Source organism: Deinococcus psychrotolerans, assembly GCF_003860465.1.
Classification (GTDB): Bacteria; Deinococcota; Deinococci; order Deinococcales; family Deinococcaceae; genus Deinococcus; species Deinococcus psychrotolerans.
Window position 1 is genome coordinate 1402572 of the sequence record NZ_CP034183.1, and the last position, 16162, is coordinate 1418733.

A 16162-nucleotide genomic window follows, 5' to 3' on the forward strand; every position below is an offset into this window, starting at 1 on the left:
CGCTCAGGCGTCAAGGGCGCTGAGGAGTTCTTCTGGGCAGCATGAGCCGACAAACACCCGCTGGCCGCTCACGAGTTCAAGCTCAACGCCCGAGGTGCCTGACGCGAGGTAAGCCCGCCTGCTGCCAGAGGCGACACGGAACCCCCAGCCGCCGTATTCCCGGATGGGGTCGCAGGTTCGGGCATAGGCCCGCACAATCTGCTTTCTCGCAATGGTGCGGCTTGGAAACGGCCCGAGCCTCAGCATCACGCTCTGGGCGTCCACCTTGGTCTTGAGGCAGGACAGCAGAAAAAAGCTGGGCAGGGCCACACCGACGCCGAGCCACAGCAGTCCCATCGTCAGATTGGAGACGGGGCGGTTGCCCACCGTCACCCCTAAGATGAGTTGGGCGAAGGCCAACACCCAGAACAGCAAGGCGAAGGGAACGCTCAGCCACACCGCTGGACTCTGCCTGAGTGGCTGAGTTTCCAGATAATCCGGCTGACCCATCTACTCTAAAACGTAGCGCAGGCCTTCCTCAAACTTGACCTGCTCCCAGTCTGAGCGGCCCAGCACCACGTTGCGCCGCCAAGGCACCCAGTCGGTCTGGCCGGTGGACGAGCGCATAAACCCGTGCAGTCCAACTTCGATGCGGCTGGCGGCTCCGCTTTCCAGGAGGGCGCGGAGTTGCTCGCGGGCGAGTTGGGTGTCCACTTGGCCGGTGACGCGTGCGACGCGCACGTCCTGCGTGCCGTAGGCTTCGACCCGCGCTCCAAAGCCGCGCAGCAGCCGCGTCACTTCCTCAGCACTGTGCGGGCCGCTGAAGGTGATGTGGGCATCGAGTTCAAAGCCGCGCACCCCTTTTTCGAGCTTGCCCTGCGGCTCGGCAGGAATGGGAGCGCTCACGGCTGGGCCTCCGAGCGCCTCCAACTGGGTCAGGCCCGTTTCCAGCTTTTTGCGGTGGTGGCGGGTGTGGAAGGCGGCCATTCTCAGCCAGTCTAAAGCCGTGATCTCGCCCATTGCCGCATGAAAAAACCGGCGCTCGGTGTTGTCGTCGGCCCGCAATGCCAACGCCTGCAACATTTGACCGGCCTGCCCGAACCGCTCATTCAGATGTTCCCAGGGCTGACCCTCACTGGGCAGGGTGTTGCTGGGCGCTTGGCGGCGGCCCTGCGCGTCCACTTCGATGGGTGTTTGCTCGGTGGGCCGCAGCGGCTTGTCAGAGAGCAGCAGCGCGGCAATTTTGGCGCTGCCCTCGTTGACCAAGATCACGTGTTCGGTTTCTTGGGCAGGCGACCAGTCGCGCTCAGGCAAGGTGGCGTTCCAGTGGGCCTGCGCCCGCGTTACGGTTTGCTGGTAAGTGCTCAGCTCGCGCTCCAAGCGCCCGGCCACTTCATCCGGCGTTTTGCCAAAGGCTAGGAGCCAGTCCATGCGGGAAGCGTAGTCAGTTTGGGTCATGAACTCAGTCTATTACACCCGATGTTTGGTCAACTCAGTCCAAGAATTTCGGTGCTGTCCATAAAAGAAGAGCAAAAAAAGCGCCGAGGTTTCCCCCAGCGCTCAGCCAACCGAAATGAATCTCAGCCTTCGCCGCGCAGCTCGGAAGGCGTGGCCAGAAAGCGGGTCAGCAAGCCCGCCAATGCGCCCGCCAAAAGCGGAGCAACGATGTACAAAATGACGTTGCCGAAGCTGAGGATGCCGCCCACTGAGAGCGAAATGGCAATCGCCGGATTGAGCACCCCCCCACTGCTCGCGCCCGAGATGCCGATGCCGACGACCAGCGCCAGGCCGATGGAGAGACTGGCCGCCGCGTCCGAGGCTTTGCCGATCACCACGCGGGTCACGGTCGTGACCAACAGGAAGGTGCCGATAAATTCCATCAGCCAGAACAGGCCCTTGGGCGCAATCGGGCCAGCCGGTGTGCCGAGTTCGCGCAGCACCGCCGTGCCGATCAGCATGGCAATCACCGCGCCGACAATTTGCGCCAGCATATACAGCAGGCCGGTGGCCGCTGGAAACTGCCCAGAGGTGATCAAGCCGGTGGTCACGGCGGGGTTGAGCTGAGCGCCCGAGACTTTGCCGAGCGCAATGACCATCACCGCGAGGGTCAGGCCGACGACGGCAAAAGTGGTTCCAGCGGGAGCCAGCAGCGCCGAGGTGACGAGAAAGAACGTGCCGACCGCTTCGGCGGTGAGGCGCTGGGCCATGCTGGGAGTAGTGTCTAACGTGGTCATGGAACTCCTTGGGGGTGAGGCGAAGGAAGAGGGCAGGCAGCAGAACTCCATTGATTTTACTTAGATGGCTTAATACTTCTGTGAAAAACTCAGCACTTCAGCGTACCAGAAATGAGCGAGATGAGAAACCCCTCAAGCCCAGCCGAAGCGGGCGAGAGGGGTTGCCGGGTCAAACCGGCTCCGGCGCTAGGCTTTGACCAGTTCGATGCCCGCCAGTTCGTCTACCTTCAGGCCCCATTTGTTCATCTCAGCGATGAATGGATCGGGGTCGAATTCTTCGACGTTGTGAACGCCCACCTTCTTCCAGACGCCCTGAAGCATCAGCGCCGCGCCGATCATGGCCGGAACGCCAGTGGTGTAACTGACGCCCTGCGCCTGCACTTCCTTGTACGTTTCAGCGTGATCGCAGACGTTGTAGACAAAATGGACTTTTTCCTGACCGTCTTTGCCGATGCCTTTGGCCTGCACGCCGATACAGGTTTGGCCGGTGTAGTTTTCAGCCAACGATTCGGGCGCGGGCAATACCGCTTTAAGGAATTCGATCGGCGCGACCTTCAGGCCCCTGAAGTCAATCGGCACGATGCTGGTCATACCGATGCCTTCCAAGACGTTCAGGTGCTTGATGTAATTTTCGCCGAAAGTCATCCAAAAGCGGGCGCGTTTAATGGTGGGAAAATTGAGAACGAGGGATTCGAGTTCTTCGTGATACAGCACAAAGCTTTTGCGGGTGGCAACTTTGGGATAGTAGATGTCTTGCGAGATTTCCAGCGGTTTGGTTTCGATCCATTCGCCGTTTTCATAGTAGCGCCCATTGGCGGTGATTTCGCGGATATTGATTTCAGGGTTGAAGTTGGTGGCAAAAGCTTTGCCGTGATCGCCGTTGTTGCAGTCGATAATGTCTAAGTAGTGAATTTCGGAGAAGTGGTGCTTGGCGTGGTGGGCGGTGAAGATGTTGGTCGCGCCGGGGTCGAAACCGCAGCCGAGCAGCGCCATCAGGCCAGCTTCCTCGAAGCGCTGGCGGTACGCCCACTGCCACGAATACTCAAACTTGGCCACGTCCAGCGGCTCATAGTTGGCAGTGTCGAGGTAATGCACGCCGGTCTCCAGGCAAGCGTCCATAATGGTCAAATCTTGGTAGGGCAGCGCCACATTGATGACGAGTTCAGGCTTAAATGCATTGAACAGTTCGACCAAGGCCGGAACGTTGTCGGCGTCCACACTGGCGGTGCTGAACTGGGTCTTGGAGTCCGGCAGGTGCTGGTGAATCTCGGCCACGATTTTGTCGGCCTTGCTGACAGTGCGGGTGGCGATCAGAACTTCGGTGAACACGCTGTCGTTTTGGGCGCACTTCTTGGCGACCACATTGCCCACGCCGCCCGCGCCGATGATAATGACTTTACTCATGGCGGTTAGTTTATAACGCAGTCACGCAAATGACGCAGCCACGCTGAGAACGCGCTAGCCTTGAGGGATGCTGCCCGCCGCGCCGCCCCCCGCCATCGTTACTGCTGCCATCATCACTGCCGGAGGAGCCTCGCGCCGGTTCGGGAGCGACAAAGCGCTGGCCCGGCTCGGTGGGCAAACCTTGCTGGAGCGGGTGGCGGCCAGCTTGGAGAACCACGCGCCCAGAATTCTTGTCGCGCCGCCGTGCAAGTACGAACTCGGCGGCTGGCACAACGTCCCCGACACCCGCTCCGGCGAAGGGCCGCTGGCGGGATTGGAAGCGGGGCTGGGTGCCTTAAAAACGGGCGCACTGGAGCCGCAACTGTGGGCGGCGTTCGCGGCGGTGGATTTGCCTTACCTGACGCCAGAGTTCTGGGCACGGCTGGCCCAGTTCAGAGCGCCGAACGCTCAGGCCGTCATCGGCCACAGCTCAGATAAGCGCAAGCAGCCGCTGGCCGCGCTTTATCACGTGTCCAGCTTGAGCACTGTCACTGCGCTGCTGGATAAAGGCGAGCGGCGAATGCTGGCCTTGCTCGATGAGTTGGCTGTGATTGAGGTGGGCTGGGCCGAGCTGGAAAGTGCCGCGCCGCAGGCTTATCAGAATGTCAACCGCGTCGAGGACTTGAGTGAAAACAACAGCTAGCGCCTACCGCACTCCGCTGACTTCTTCAAATAAGCGGCTCGGCATATACGCCCGCGCGGCCCTGACGCTGACGAGCTGGCGCTCCGGATAACGCAGGGCGGTGAGCGAGCCACCGTAAACGCAGCCGGTATCGATGTTCCAGCTCTCCCCTGCCGCGACTTGGCCGCGCTGCTGAGGACGGCGCACTGGCGTGTGCCCGCTGACGATCAGGTGCGGGCCGGTGTGAAGCGCCGCCCAGTCTTCGCGCACGGGATGCCCGTAAGCGTCCCGCTCCTCAAAGTCGTGGCCGTGCACGTTGTATTCGCCGCGCTCACTGCCCGCGAGGTCGGCCCTGTCTCCGGCGTGGGCCACCAGCAAGCGGCCCTCATCGAGCGTCAATTGCGGCGGTGAGTCCAACAAAAAGGCGGCGGCGCGGCGGCGAAAGGTGGGCGACGCCGTGACAAGCTGCTTGAGGCTGCTTTCCAAATTGGCCGTCGGCTTGCGGACATGCCCGCCGGAGAGGGCGTGGCCCAGCCGCTCGTCGTGGTTGCCGCGCACCGCTAAGGCTTGCCCAGCAGCCACCGCCTTCATCACCAGCTTGAGAACACCTGGAGTGTCTGGCCCACGGTCGACCAAGTCGCCCACCAAGATGAGTTGCCGGCCCAGCGGCAGCGTAAGGTTGAGTTCTTCGTCTGTTCCGTAACCGAGCCGCCTGAGCAGCGCCAGCAGTTCGGGCAGGCAGCCGTGAACATCTCCAATCACGTCAAAGCCCTGCACGCTAATAAACTTGCCCGCCTTCCCTGAGCAGCTGCGGTTCAGCGAACGCCCCTTCCTCTACCTCCGGCGACATCACGATGACCTGCGGCGGGCAAGAACGGGCGCAGGCCGAGCAGCCGGTACACGAGGTCAAATCGAGGTGCAGAGTAATCAGGCCGTCGGGGTGGACTTCTCTGGCAATGGCTTCGGTGGGGCAGACGTTGGTGCAGACTGGGCAGTCGATGCAGCCGTCCAAGATGCGCGGCGCGGCCCAGATGACCAGCGTTTCCGGCGCGGGGGTGGGCTTCATGGCGCGGCGACGCCACAGCCACTCGGCAGGGCGGCGCTCTTCGGGCACGCTCCAGTCCACGAACGGCAGCGGGCTTTCGGGAATGACCTGCGCGGCCATTCGGCTGGCGCTGCGGGCCAGCGCTCCGAACATGCCGCGCCGCGAAACCTGCGGCCCGCTGAGCTGCTCGCCCGCCGCCTTGCGGATATTGACGCGGGCGGGCCTTCCTGTGGCGGCGCGGAGCTGCTGAGCGCTCTCCACTACTGCCGCGAGGCGCTCGGGCACGTCGGCGCGGCCCACCGTGCAAGTCGGGCAGTCACCGTGCAATAAGGTCAGCTCGATGCCCCACGCGCCCGAGGCCACCACCGCGCTCTGGTTTACGCGCCCAAGGCACGGCAGCGTCTGGCCGCCCGCGCCGCTCTGCGAGCAGGTCAGGGTGGCCCCGCCCTCGCCGTGCGCTTTGACGGCTCCCAGCGTGGCGCTCACGTCGTATTCCAGCGCTCCGGTGGGGCAGGCCTGTACGCATAAGCCGCAACTGGTGCATTTGGCCGGATCAATGCTCACGGCCCGGTCGATGCTGACCGCTTCGTGGGGGCAGGCCTGCTGGCAAAGGTCGCAGCCGCCCACCGCCAGCCGCTCCACCAGACAGCGCGGGCCGGTGTAGCGCGGCACGGGGTTGCCGTACTCGCCGAGCAATTTGAACATTCCCTCTAACATGGGCCTTCTAGCATGCAGCTTCCATGCTCAGGATTATGCGCCGCGCTGGGTCTCAGAAAGATGACGCCGGGCCAGATTCTGATCAGCAGATCAAAACCTGGCCGCTCACTGCCCAGCGCCAAACTCAGAATTGTCGCGCTTGAGGGCGGCCAGGGCTGGACGGGCAGCGGGCAGCAAGGCAAAGCGGCTGCCGTTAAAGGCGTAGGTCAGAAGGTAAGTTCGGCTGGGCGCGGCGCTCAACTTGCCCACACACGGATCGTGCGCTTTGGTGTCGTCGCGGGGGCGGGTAAAGGTCGCCGATTTGATCCTGACTTCCAGACCAGAGACGCTGCCAGATTTCGCCAGCAACTTCCAGTTCACAATCTGCTGAATGCTGCCGGTGGGTGAGCAGGCCTGAGAAGTGTCATAGGTGCTGAAAAAGTTCTGGGCCATCACGTCCGGTTTTGTCAGATCCAGCAGCACCAGATTCTCGACCACGGTGCCCATGCCGCTGTAACTGCCCTGACACAGCAGCAGGTCGCGTCCGTCTGAAGCGGCAACATTCAGGCATTGGCCGCTGCGAATCCCCTGAACGTAGCGCAGCAGCTTCCAGCTCGTCAGGCCCTGCCAGCGCAGCAGCAGGCTGCCCCCAAAGTTGTTGACGTGGGGTCCGCAGCCGCCCATATCGATCAGGGCGTCGGTGGCGCGGGGGTCGGCGAAATGGCCGTAAATTACCGTTGCCGGGCTGAAGGTGTCGCCCTGAGCGCCCGTGAACGCCGGGCAGGGCGTGCATTCTCCCGTCATCACTCCACTTGAACAGACGGAGGCCAGCAGCTCACGGGCCACCTTGGGCGTAATCTTCTGGCTGCCCGCGCCTGCCCCTGCTCCCACTGAAGCCGCCTGAGCACTCAGCGCAGCCAACGTCAGCAGCGTCAGCGGAGCGCCCACCCTCATGGGCCGGGCCTCATTTGTAGTCCGGCCAGCCCGCAGACTTGAAGGTCACGTCGTTCCACTTGGGGTGCATCCCCTCGTCTTCTTGGAGGCGGGTCAGTTTGTTTTTGGCACAGGCCTGGTACTTGAGCAGCTGCGCCCGCTTTTCCGGCGTTTTGAAATCGCGGGTCACCAGCAGGCTCTGCACGCTGTAGGTATCGACACTGGCTCCAAACTGCGGGTAAATCAGCTTGGCTTTTTGGTAAAAGTCCTTGACTTTGGCTGGGTCAATATCGAGCGGCAACAAGCTGTACTGCTGGGCGTCGAGCGCTTTGACCCAGTCGGCAGGCTGGCCCACCGCCGCCAGCACCGCGTCCACCGTGCCCGCCGAGAGGGCCGAGAGCGCCGCTTCACGGGTGGGAAAACTCACCACCTCGAAACTCACCCCCGCTTTGGCCCGCAGCACATTGGCCGTGACCACGCTGCCGCCCCAAGCGCCCAGCTTTTTTCCGGCGAGCTGGCTGTAACTGGTGACGCCGCTCAAGCGCCCAAAGAAATTCTTGGTGGGCTTTTTGGCGATCAAGTGAAGTTCTTCTTGATGCAGCGCCAAGAGGGTACGAATCCCTTTGGTACGCGCGTCGCCGTCGATTTGGTCGCGGGCCTTGAGCACGTCGAGTTGCACGAAGGCCAGTGAAACTTGGTTGCTCAGCAGCAGATCCACGCTCTCCACACTGCCGGAAGTCTGCCGCTCGCGCAGCCACGACGCCGAGGTGCACACATCGCCCAGATTCTTGTACATGGTGGCGTAGGTGCCGCCCTTGCTGCCGGTGGCGACATTCAGCACGGTGAGCGGCTGAGTCGACGGGGTTTGAGCAAAAGCTGCTCCAGTGAGCAGGGCGCACGCAAGCGCGAAACGTTTCATTTCAGCCCCTTATACGGATCGTTGGTCGTCGGACTCGAAGAGTTGGATGGGCCAGAAGAACCGGAAACGATGTTACCGAGCGCTCCGGTCTGGTCGAGATAGACCAGCCCCACGCACAGCAGCAAGACCACCAGCAGCACGCCGATCAGTACGCCGGGACGCTTCATTTTCGCTCGTTCCCAACGCTCACGCCCTCCAAGTTGGCCGACAGATCCGGCAGCGCCGTGCCGCCGATTCGGCGCTGTTGGTTGGCAGCCTGCGTGGTCAGCGCGGCGTCGAGCAGTTCGGCGGTGCGCCCAGAGCGGCGCGAAATTTCAGAAAGGGCCGCCTCGGTGGTGTGCTGCTCGGTGGGGCTGAGGCGGGCCATTTGCAGCGCTCCGGCCAAATTGCCCCGCGCTTCGGCTAACCGCATGTCGATCCGGGCTTTTTTGATGACCAGATCGAACTCGCGCAAATCGTCTTGCATGGTTGCGTAATACGTCTGGGCCTGCGAGAAGGCGGCGTTGCTGGCTTCCAGTTCCTGCTGCCAATTGCTGATGTCGGCTTCGGGCAACTGCCCCCGGCTCTCGTCGATGACCCGCTTGAAATCATGTAAGTATCCGCGTGCGTTGGCGAGTTGCTGGCCTTTTTGGGTGATCAGTTTTTCCATGTCGCCGCGCTTGGCAATCAAGGTTTCGATGGGCAGGGCGCGGGCCACCGTCTCCTCGACCTTGCTGCGCCCAGCCCGCAGGCCCAGCATGATAGCCGGCCACAGCACCACGAAGGCCACGATGGCGATGACGAAGGCCGCGATGGTGACGGTAGTCAGCGCCACGTTGAACAAGGCGACGGCCGCGCCCGCGATGGCCGCCAGCACCAGCACGCCGATGACGGTGGTGACAACGATGTTCGGGCCTGATCTGACGGTCTGTATGGTTTGGGTGCCGGGTTTTTCGATCATGGGTCTGCCTCCAGAGGGTAGGCCTTGTAAGGGATAGCCCACAAAGTTTCATCCCAGAATACGCGTTTGGACGGCCCGGCGTTCCGAACCGCGAGCGGCCGACCTCAGTAACTGGAAACCCAAAAAACGCTCTCTCCAGCAGAGAGAGCGCTCAGGCCACTTGAAACTCAGACGTTTAGATAGTGCGAATAGCTCTTGCGCATCTTGATGACTTTGGGCGTGATGACCGCCATGCAGTACGGCTGGGTGGGGTTGTTGGCGAAGTAGCTCTGGTGGTAGTCCTCGGCCACGTAGAACTGGGAAACCGGCTCTAGGGTAGTCACAATCGGCTGATCGTAGACGTGCTGGGCGCTCAGATCATCGATAAACGCCTGAACTTCAGCCTTTTCGGCGTCGGTCTGGTAAAACACGGCGGAGCGGTACTGGGTGCCGACATCGTGGCCCTGGCGGTTGAGCTGGGTGGGGTCATGGGTGGCGAAAAAGATACCCAGCACGTCGCGGTAGGGGATGACGCTGGGATCAAAGGTCAGGCGCACGGCCTCGGCGTGACCGGTTCTGCCGGAGCAGACCTGGTTGTAGCTGGGGTTGGCGACGGAGCCGCCGATGTAGCCGCTCTCGACTTTCGCGATGCCCTTGACGTTGTCAAACACCGCCTCGGTGCACCAAAAGCAGCCGCTGGCGAGAATGGCGGTTTGCAGGCTTGCAGACGAATCTGGGTTCAGGGTCGAATCGGTCATGCTCTTAGTTTGCCGCGTGGGAGCATTTCAGATGGCGCGAGTCGGCACGTTTGGCTGGGCTTAACTCTGCTCCGGGTTTTCTCTCAAGCGGCCCCCAACGGCGCTAGGCTGGCGGGCGTGACTGCTCCTGCTCCCCGCCTGACCCGTGCCACCATCACCTTGTTCTCCGTTTCGGTAGGCCTGATCGTGGCCAATTTGTACTACGCCCAGCCGCTGTTGCCGCAAATCGCCGCCGATTTTAAGGTGGACGTGGGCAGCGCCGCCCGCTTAGTCACCTGGATTCAGCTCGGCTACGTCATGGGGATGGTGTTGGTGGTGCCGCTGGGCGACGTGCTCGACCGACGCAAGCTAACGCTCGGCTTGGTGGCGCTCAGCGTCGTGGGCCTGCTGGCGGTGGCGGCAGCCCCAGCGTTCTGGCTGTTCGCGCTGGCCTCGGTGCTGCTGGGCCTGACCACCGTGGGAGCGCAGGTCTTGGTGCCGTTCGCGGCCAGCCTCGCCGACGACGCCAACCGGGGCAAGGTAGTAGGCACGGTCATGAGCGGCTTGCTGCTGGGCATTTTGCTGGCCCGCACCGTCTCGGGAGTGCTGGCCTCGCTGCTGGGCTGGCGGCTGGTGTTTGTGGTGGCGGCGACCACACTGGCGCTGCTGTGGGCGCTGCTGCGGCGCGGCCTGCCCAGTCTCGCTCCGAGCCGCCGCTTGCCTTACCGCACGCTGCTGGCCTCGGTGCTTGAGCTGGTCATCAGCGAGCCCATACTGCGCCGCCGCTCGCTTTACGGGCTGCTGGCCTTCGCCGCCTTCAGCGTGTTCTGGACAAGCCTCTCCTTTTTGCTGGCCGGGCCGCCGTACTTTTACAACGAAGCTTTGGTGGGCCTGTTCGGTTTGGTGGGCGCGGTGGGAGCGCTGGCCGCTTCGTGGGCAGGCCGCCAGGCCGACGCGGGGCGCAGCCACTGGATTTCGGGGGTGATGGCCGCTTTGATTGCCGCCTCGTTCGGGCTGATCTGGTGGGGCCAGACCTCGCTGGCCGCGCTGATCGCGGGAGCGCTGCTGATGGATTTGGGCGTGCAGGCGCTGCACATCACCAACCAGTCCGAGATCTACCGCCTGCGCCCTGAGGCCAGAAGCCGCCTGACCACCGTTTATTTGAGCAGTTATTTTGCGGGTGGGGTGCTGGGTTCGGCGCTCTCCAGCGTGGCTTACGTGCGTTACGGCTGGGCAGGGGTGTCGGTGCTGGGTATCCTCTTTGGGCTGGCCATTTTGGCAGTGTGGGCACTAGAAAAACCGCTTCAAGCTGTGCTCAACAAGCGCTGAGCATCCATCTTCAGGTTCAGGCACGGACGCCCGGTTCCGTTTCCAGTCTCAAGCAGAAATGATGACCAGATGAAACCCTGACAACATTTATGTTTTATGATGTAGTGATGATTAAACCTACTCTGGCTCTGCTGACTTCAGCCCTGCTGCTCTCGGCCTGCACGACCACCACCACCAATACCACTACTCCCAAGACCCCCGATCCGGTCAACATCACTATCCTCGGCCTCAACGACTTTCACGGCAACCTCGAACCCACCTCGTTTACCAAAGTGGGCGACACGGCGGCCATCAAGGCGGGCGGCGTGGCGGCCATTGCTTCAGAAGTCAACGACGCCAAGCTCAAAAACCCCAACACCATCTTGGTGGGCGGCGGCGACCTGATCGGCGCGAGTCCAGCCACCAGCAGCCTGCTGCGCGACGAACCCAGCGTGGTGGCCCTCAACAAAATCGGAATGCAGATCAGTGCGCTAGGCAACCACGAGTTCGATCAGGGCCTCAAAGAATTGTTCAGGATGCAAAACGGCGGCTGCGACAGCAACGACGCGGCCAAAGCCTGTAAATTTGACCCGACGTTTGATGGAGCGAAGTTCAAATGGATCGGCGCGAACGTGGAATACAACGCCAGCAGCGGCAAAACCGGCACCCCCTTTGCGCCTTACATCATTCAGGACATCGGCGGCGCGAAGATCGCCTTTATCGGGGCCGTGACCAAATCGGTAACGGGTCTGGTTTCGCCCGACGGCATCAAAGACCTCAACTTCCTCGACGAAGCCGCCTCGATTAACAAGTACATTCCCGAGATCAAAGCCAAAAACGTGGACGCCATCATCATGCTGATTCACGAAGGCGGCGAGATTTCCAAGGACAGCAAAGACACCTACGCCACCGTCGGTTGCAAGACCCTCGACGCGAGCAGCCCGATTGTCGCGATTGCCAAAAAAGTCGATCCGGCGGTCAGCGCCATCATCAGCGGACACAGTCACCAGGGCTACAACTGCCTCGTGCCCGACCCCACCGGCAAAGACCGCATCGTGATTCAGGGTGATTTCTACGGCCACCTGCTGCAAACCCTCAACCTGACGGTCGACAAAGCCAACCACAAGCCGCTCAGCGTTTCGGCCGCCAACTTGGTGGTCGACTACACCGCCCGCGAAACCAACAAGACCCTCAATGCCGACATGCTGGCGCTGGTGGACAAGGCCAAAGCCAAAACCGACGCGGTCAAAGCCGTGCCCGTCGCTAACCTGGGTGTGCCTCAAATTCAGCGCGGTATCAGCAATGCCCGCAACACCGAGTCGGCCTTGGGCGACGTGATTGCCGACGCGCAGGTGTTTGCCACCCTGGCGCAGGGCACCCAGATTTCGCTGATGAACCCCGGCGGTATTCGTCAGGACTTGCCCGATACCGGCCAGATCAAAGCTGGAAACGCCATCAACTTCGGTGACGTGTACGCTGTGCAGCCGTTCGGCAATACCTTGGTGGTCATCGATATGACCGGCCAGCAGATCAAAGACGTGCTGGAACAGCAGTGGATGAACGAAAACGCCACCGCCGTCAAGTTGTTGCAAGTCAGCGAGGGCTTTAGCTACAAGTACACCGACAGCGCTCCGGCAGGCAGCAAGATCAACATCGCCGACATCATGTTTGGCGGCAAGCCGATTGACCCCGCCGCCAAGTACCGCGTAGCGATCAACAGCTTCTTGGCAACCGGCGGCGACTTCTTCAGCGTCTTCACCAAGGGCACCAACAAAGTCGAACTCCCCAACCTCGTGGACGTGGACGCCCTCAACGTTTACCTGAAAGCCAAAGGCAGTACCCTAGACGGCAAAGTCAAGGGCCGGATCACCAAGCTGTAAGGCTAAAACCCACTCGACTTCTTTTCAGCCGGAACACTCGGACTTACCACCGTGTTCCGGCTTTGCTGTGCCTTCTCTGCCTAAGCCCGCCTTCATCCAACTCTGGCTTTTTTATTGCCCCACCGTTATCTACTTCATCCATGGACATCTTGAATATGCTCGGCCTCGGCCAAAACCAAACCGCTCAGCTCGGTCAGCAGCTCGGCGTGGCCCCAGACCAAATGAACTCGGCGCTCGAAGCCGCCGTGCCACTGCTCATTAGCCAGATGGGCCACAATGCCCAAGATCCGCAGGGCGCGGCCTCGCTCTCGCAGGCGCTCGACCAGCACGACGGCAGCGCCATCGATAACCTTCAGCAGGGCAACTTGCCTAACTTGGACGACGGCCAAGCCATTACGCGCCACGTCTTTGGCGGCAACCAGAACTCGGCCGTCAACGCGGTAAGCCAGCGGGCCGGAATCAGCCCACAGCTCGCCATCCAGATTATTTCTATGGCCGCGCCGCTGGTGCTGGGCTACCTCAGCCGCAACCGGGGCGCGGGCGGCGGCGGTATGGGCGGCAATCTGGGCGGTCTGGGCAGCATTCTCGGCAGTGTGCTGGGCGGCGGCGCGGCGGGCGGCCTCGGCAGCATTTTGGGCAGCGTCTTGGGCGGCGGCTCACAGCCCCAGCAGCCCCAATATCAACAACCCCAGCAAAGCTCCGGCGGCTTGGGCGACCTCGGCGGAATGCTCGGCAGCATTTTTGGCGGCGGGCAGCAAAATAGCCAGCCTCAGAGCAACCAAATGGGCGGCGGCGTGGGCCTGGAGCCTGTTGGGCAGCAATCTCAGCAGAGCGGCAACCCCTTAGAAGACTTGATTGGAATGTTTGGCGGCAACCGGCGCTGAGCGCGTCTGAGCAGCTTGCCAAACGAGCTTAAAGTGATGGTAAGCTTTGGCGCATCTCCCATCACCTTGCTGGGCCTAGAATCTTGGTATGGGCCTCAAGGAATTCATCGAATGGTTGCGTGAAACGTTGCGTAATCCGGGCGGTCAGCCGCAGCCGGTTCCGGTGCCCGTTCGCGTCAAGCGCTAACAATCTCTGCTCCTCAACTTATCCCCGCTCCCTTCTGGCCTTTTGCCGGTGGGGAGCGTTTTTGCTGACTCACCGCTCAGACACACATGACAGACATCTGCCGCCGCAATTCGCTATCTTGGCGGGGTGCATGGCATGGAACTCCTCCGCCCGCTGATCGCGGAGCGCCCGCCGGAAGAACGGGACAAAATCGAAGCCGCTTACGAATTCGCCCGTGAAGCCCACGAAGGTGTGGCCCGCAAAAGCGGCGAGCCGTACATCACCCACCCGGTGGCGGTCGCCAAAATTCTGGCCGAGTTGGGGATGGACACCGACGCCATCTCGGCGGGCCTCCTCCACGACACGGTAGAAGACGTGGAGCGCGTCACCTTTGCCGTGATCGAAGCGCAGTTCGGGCCGGATGTCCGCAAGATCGTGGAGGGCGAAACCAAGGTCAGCAAACTGACCAAGCTCAGCGCCAACCTCCACGACCAGCAATCTGAAAACCTGCGCCAGATGCTGATCGCCATGACCGGCGACGTCCGGATCATCATCGTCAAACTGGCTGACCGATTGCACAACATGCGGACGCTGGCCAGCATGAAGCCGGAGAAGCAGCAGCGCATTGCCCGCGAAACCATCGAGATTTTCGCGCCGCTGGCCCACCGGCTCGGCATCGGGCAGATCAAGTGGGAACTGGAGGATCTCAGTTTCACATACCTCGATCCGCAGGCCTACAGCTACCTGGAAACCCGCCTGCGAACCCGCCAAGAAGAGCGCGACGCGCAGATCACACAGGCCATCGAGCAGCTCCGCGCCGAACTCGCCGACGATATCGAGCTCTCGGAGTGGGTTCAGGAAGAAGACATCTCCGGGCGCAGCAAGCACCTCTGGAGCATTCACCAGAAAATGCAAAAGGAGGGCAAGGCCTTAGAGCAGATTTTTGATTTGCTGGCCATCCGCCTCATCCTGACGCCCAAGCCGGTCAACGCCCCCGAGAGCCGCCAAAAAGAACGCGCCGAGGAAGCCCGTGAAAAGCGGGTGTGCTACCACTCGCTGGGCATCGTGCACAGCATGTGGTCGCCGATTCCGGGCCGCTTCAAAGATTACATCGCCGTGCCCAAGCCCAACGGCTACCAAAGCCTGCACACCACCGTGATCAGTCAGGGCGGGCAGCCGATTGAAGTGCAGATCCGCTCGAAACGGATGCACATGGTGGCCGAGTTCGGGATCGCCGCCCACTGGATGTACAAGCAAGGCTCGGCGCTGGCCCAGAAGGAGCGCGACGACTGGTTATTGCAAATGCGCGACTTGCAGCGCGATTTTTCCGACGCTGCCGACTTCGTGGACGCCGTCAAGAACGACATTCTGGGCGGGCGGGTCTTCGTGTTTACGCCGAGGGGCGACACGGTCAGCTTGCCGCAGGGCGCGACCCCGGTGGACTTTGCCTACCACATTCACAGCCGCATCGGCGACACCACCATCGGCTCGCGGGTCAACGGCTCGATTGTTTCGCTGAGTCACAAACTCAAAAACGGCGACATGGTGGAGATCGTCACCAACAAGAACAGCACCCCCAGCCGCGACTGGCTCAACTTTGCCACCACCCGCAGCGCCCGAAGCAAAATCCGCCACCACTTCCGCATTCTGGAGCGCAGCGAAGCCCTGCAAAATGGCCACGACCTGCTCGAAAAGCATCTGCGAAAGCGCCAACTGCCAGTGCGTCAGCTGATGCGAACCAAAATTCTCGAAGATGTCAGCTTCAAGCTGGCCGGGTCGCGTAACCCCGACGATCTGTATCTGGCCATACATGCCGGAAAGCTGACGCCCGGCGCAGTGGCCCGCGCCCTCGCGCCGCAACTTGAGCAGGAGCAGCGCCCCCTCCGCGCCCCCGCGCCGCGTCCGGTGGAGCCGGGAGGCGTGTACGTGGAGGGGTTTTCTACCGTCACCAAGCTGGCCAACTGCTGCACCCCGATTCGCGGCGATCAGATCATGGGTTACCTGACGCGGGGGCGCGGCGTCACGGTGCACCGGATCGATTGCCCCAACATGGTGCGGCTGCTCAAGTTCGAGCCGGAGCGTTGCGTGGCCGCTTCATGGAATCCGGGGACGCGGGGCAACGCCATCGTGGACGTGGACGTGGTCGCCGCCGACCGCAGCGGCCTGCTGAGCGACGTGCTGGGCTTGCTGGTGAGCCTCAAGCACAGCCCGATGAAAGTCAGCGCCGGAGTGGGCGCAGACAGCGTGGCGCATATTGCGCTGCGGCTGGCGGTGGAAAATCAGGCTGAGTTGGTGTCGCTGGCCAACCAACTGCGCCAGATTGAAAGCGTGACCGACGTATTGCGGGTGGGCAAAGGCAATAAAAGTGTGCCGCGAAACTGAGGCGTAAGCGGAGCG

Annotated in this window: 16 protein-coding genes; 5 read left to right on the forward strand and 11 right to left on the reverse strand. The window is 62.0% G+C overall.

Translation table 11 applies throughout. From position 1 onward, the window contains the following. Nucleotides 1-3 precede the first annotated feature (3 nt). The 4 genes from EHF33_RS06850 to EHF33_RS06870 all read right to left on the reverse strand — a co-directional run bounded on the left by EHF33_RS06850 (nucleotide 4) and on the right by EHF33_RS06870 (nucleotide 3617). On the reverse strand, nucleotides 4-489 hold the full coding sequence (locus tag EHF33_RS06850) for a DUF6141 family protein (protein WP_124869223.1): 486 nt from the start codon (nucleotides 487-489) through the stop codon (nucleotides 4-6). Next, nucleotides 490-1437, reverse strand: coding sequence for a DinB family protein (locus EHF33_RS21425; RefSeq protein WP_241191077.1), 948 nt, complete (start codon nucleotides 1435-1437; stop codon nucleotides 490-492). A gap of 122 nt (nucleotides 1438-1559) precedes the next feature. Next, nucleotides 1560-2213, reverse strand: coding sequence for an aquaporin (locus EHF33_RS06865; protein WP_124869226.1), 654 nt, complete (start codon nucleotides 2211-2213; stop codon nucleotides 1560-1562). A 186-nt stretch (nucleotides 2214-2399) separates the two neighbouring features. After that, entirely contained in the window at nucleotides 2400-3617 is a 1218-nt protein-coding gene (locus tag EHF33_RS06870) for a saccharopine dehydrogenase family protein (RefSeq protein ID WP_124869229.1), read from the reverse strand. Between the two features lie 67 nt (nucleotides 3618-3684). On the opposite strand from EHF33_RS06870, the gene EHF33_RS06875 reads away from it, so the two are divergent. After that, nucleotides 3685-4299: a molybdenum cofactor guanylyltransferase gene (locus EHF33_RS06875; protein WP_124869232.1), complete on the forward strand. Its 615-nt coding sequence runs from the start codon at nucleotides 3685-3687 to the stop codon at nucleotides 4297-4299. A gap of 3 nt (nucleotides 4300-4302) precedes the next feature. Here EHF33_RS06875 and EHF33_RS06880 read toward each other — a convergent pair whose 3' ends face one another. The 7 genes from EHF33_RS06880 to msrA all read right to left on the reverse strand — a co-directional run bounded on the left by EHF33_RS06880 (nucleotide 4303) and on the right by msrA (nucleotide 9548). Beyond that, a complete protein-coding gene (locus EHF33_RS06880; protein ID WP_241191078.1) occupies nucleotides 4303-5055 on the reverse strand; it encodes a metallophosphoesterase in 753 nt (250 codons plus the stop codon). 1 nt (nucleotide 5056) lies between these two features. Beyond that, on the reverse strand, nucleotides 5057-6040 hold the full coding sequence (locus tag EHF33_RS06885; RefSeq protein WP_124869235.1) for a 4Fe-4S binding protein: 984 nt from the start codon (nucleotides 6038-6040) through the stop codon (nucleotides 5057-5059). 105 nt (nucleotides 6041-6145) lie between these two features. Further along, nucleotides 6146-6973, reverse strand: a complete 828-nt coding sequence (locus EHF33_RS06890; protein ID WP_124869237.1) for a hypothetical protein — start codon at nucleotides 6971-6973, stop codon at nucleotides 6146-6148. A gap of 10 nt (nucleotides 6974-6983) precedes the next feature. Then, nucleotides 6984-7871 (reverse strand): TAXI family TRAP transporter solute-binding subunit, encoded by an 888-nt coding sequence (locus EHF33_RS06895; RefSeq protein WP_124869240.1) that lies wholly within the window; start codon nucleotides 7869-7871, stop codon nucleotides 6984-6986. Then, nucleotides 7868-8038, reverse strand: coding sequence for a hypothetical protein (locus tag EHF33_RS21070; RefSeq protein WP_164473432.1), 171 nt, complete (start codon nucleotides 8036-8038; stop codon nucleotides 7868-7870). The genes EHF33_RS06895 and EHF33_RS21070 overlap by 4 nt, the downstream gene beginning before the upstream one ends. After that, entirely contained in the window at nucleotides 8035-8811 is a 777-nt protein-coding gene (locus EHF33_RS06900) for a hypothetical protein (RefSeq protein WP_206431567.1), read from the reverse strand. Before EHF33_RS06900 ends, EHF33_RS21070 begins: the two co-directional genes overlap by 4 nt. Nucleotides 8812-8978: 167 nt before the next feature. Further along, nucleotides 8979-9548 (reverse strand): peptide-methionine (S)-S-oxide reductase MsrA, encoded by a 570-nt coding sequence (gene msrA, locus EHF33_RS06905; RefSeq protein ID WP_124869243.1) that lies wholly within the window; start codon nucleotides 9546-9548, stop codon nucleotides 8979-8981. 117 nt (nucleotides 9549-9665) lie between these two features. On the opposite strand from msrA, the gene EHF33_RS06910 reads away from it, so the two are divergent. The 4 genes from EHF33_RS06910 to EHF33_RS06925 all read left to right on the forward strand — a co-directional run bounded on the left by EHF33_RS06910 (nucleotide 9666) and on the right by EHF33_RS06925 (nucleotide 16147). After that, entirely contained in the window at nucleotides 9666-10856 is a 1191-nt protein-coding gene (locus tag EHF33_RS06910) for an MFS transporter (protein WP_206431568.1), read from the forward strand. Nucleotides 10857-10963: 107 nt separating this feature from the next. Further along, a complete protein-coding gene (locus tag EHF33_RS06915) occupies nucleotides 10964-12715 on the forward strand; it encodes a bifunctional metallophosphatase/5'-nucleotidase (protein ID WP_124869246.1) in 1752 nt (583 codons plus the stop codon). A 140-nt stretch (nucleotides 12716-12855) separates the two neighbouring features. Next, nucleotides 12856-13599 carry a DUF937 domain-containing protein gene (locus EHF33_RS06920; RefSeq protein WP_124869249.1) on the forward strand — a complete coding sequence of 248 codons (744 nt, stop codon included), beginning with the start codon at nucleotides 12856-12858 and terminating at the stop codon, nucleotides 13597-13599. Nucleotides 13600-13921: 322 nt separating this feature from the next. Then, nucleotides 13922-16147, forward strand: a complete 2226-nt coding sequence (locus EHF33_RS06925) for a RelA/SpoT family protein (RefSeq protein WP_124869252.1) — start codon at nucleotides 13922-13924, stop codon at nucleotides 16145-16147. Nucleotides 16148-16162: the final 15 nt, after the last annotated feature.

Bases quoted from the DNA above. Each gene is read 5' to 3' on its own strand.
- EHF33_RS06865 (WP_124869226.1), bottom strand. From the start codon at position 2,213: ATGACCACGTTAGACACTACTCCCAGCATGGCCCAGCGCCTCACCGCC.
- EHF33_RS06895 (WP_124869240.1), bottom strand. From the start codon at position 7,871: ATGAAACGTTTCGCGCTTGCGTGCGCCCTGCTCACTGGAGCAGCTTTT.
- EHF33_RS06875 (WP_124869232.1), top strand. From the start codon at position 3,685: ATGCTGCCCGCCGCGCCGCCCCCCGCCATCGTTACTGCTGCCATCATC.
- EHF33_RS06915 (WP_124869246.1), top strand. From the start codon at position 10,964: ATGATTAAACCTACTCTGGCTCTGCTGACTTCAGCCCTGCTGCTCTCG.
- EHF33_RS06890 (WP_124869237.1), bottom strand. From the start codon at position 6,973: ATGAGGGTGGGCGCTCCGCTGACGCTGCTGACGTTGGCTGCGCTGAGT.
- EHF33_RS06925 (WP_124869252.1), top strand. From the start codon at position 13,922: ATGGAACTCCTCCGCCCGCTGATCGCGGAGCGCCCGCCGGAAGAACGG.
- EHF33_RS06850 (WP_124869223.1), bottom strand. From the start codon at position 489: ATGGGTCAGCCGGATTATCTGGAAACTCAGCCACTCAGGCAGAGTCCA.
- EHF33_RS06885 (WP_124869235.1), bottom strand. From the start codon at position 6,040: ATGTTAGAGGGAATGTTCAAATTGCTCGGCGAGTACGGCAACCCCGTG.
- EHF33_RS06920 (WP_124869249.1), top strand. From the start codon at position 12,856: ATGGACATCTTGAATATGCTCGGCCTCGGCCAAAACCAAACCGCTCAG.
- EHF33_RS06900 (WP_206431567.1), bottom strand. From the start codon at position 8,811: ATGATCGAAAAACCCGGCACCCAAACCATACAGACCGTCAGATCAGGC.
- msrA (WP_124869243.1), bottom strand. From the start codon at position 9,548: ATGACCGATTCGACCCTGAACCCAGATTCGTCTGCAAGCCTGCAAACC.
- EHF33_RS21070 (WP_164473432.1), bottom strand. From the start codon at position 8,038: ATGAAGCGTCCCGGCGTACTGATCGGCGTGCTGCTGGTGGTCTTGCTG.
- EHF33_RS21425 (WP_241191077.1), bottom strand. From the start codon at position 1,437: ATGACCCAAACTGACTACGCTTCCCGCATGGACTGGCTCCTAGCCTTT.
- EHF33_RS06870 (WP_124869229.1), bottom strand. From the start codon at position 3,617: ATGAGTAAAGTCATTATCATCGGCGCGGGCGGCGTGGGCAATGTGGTC.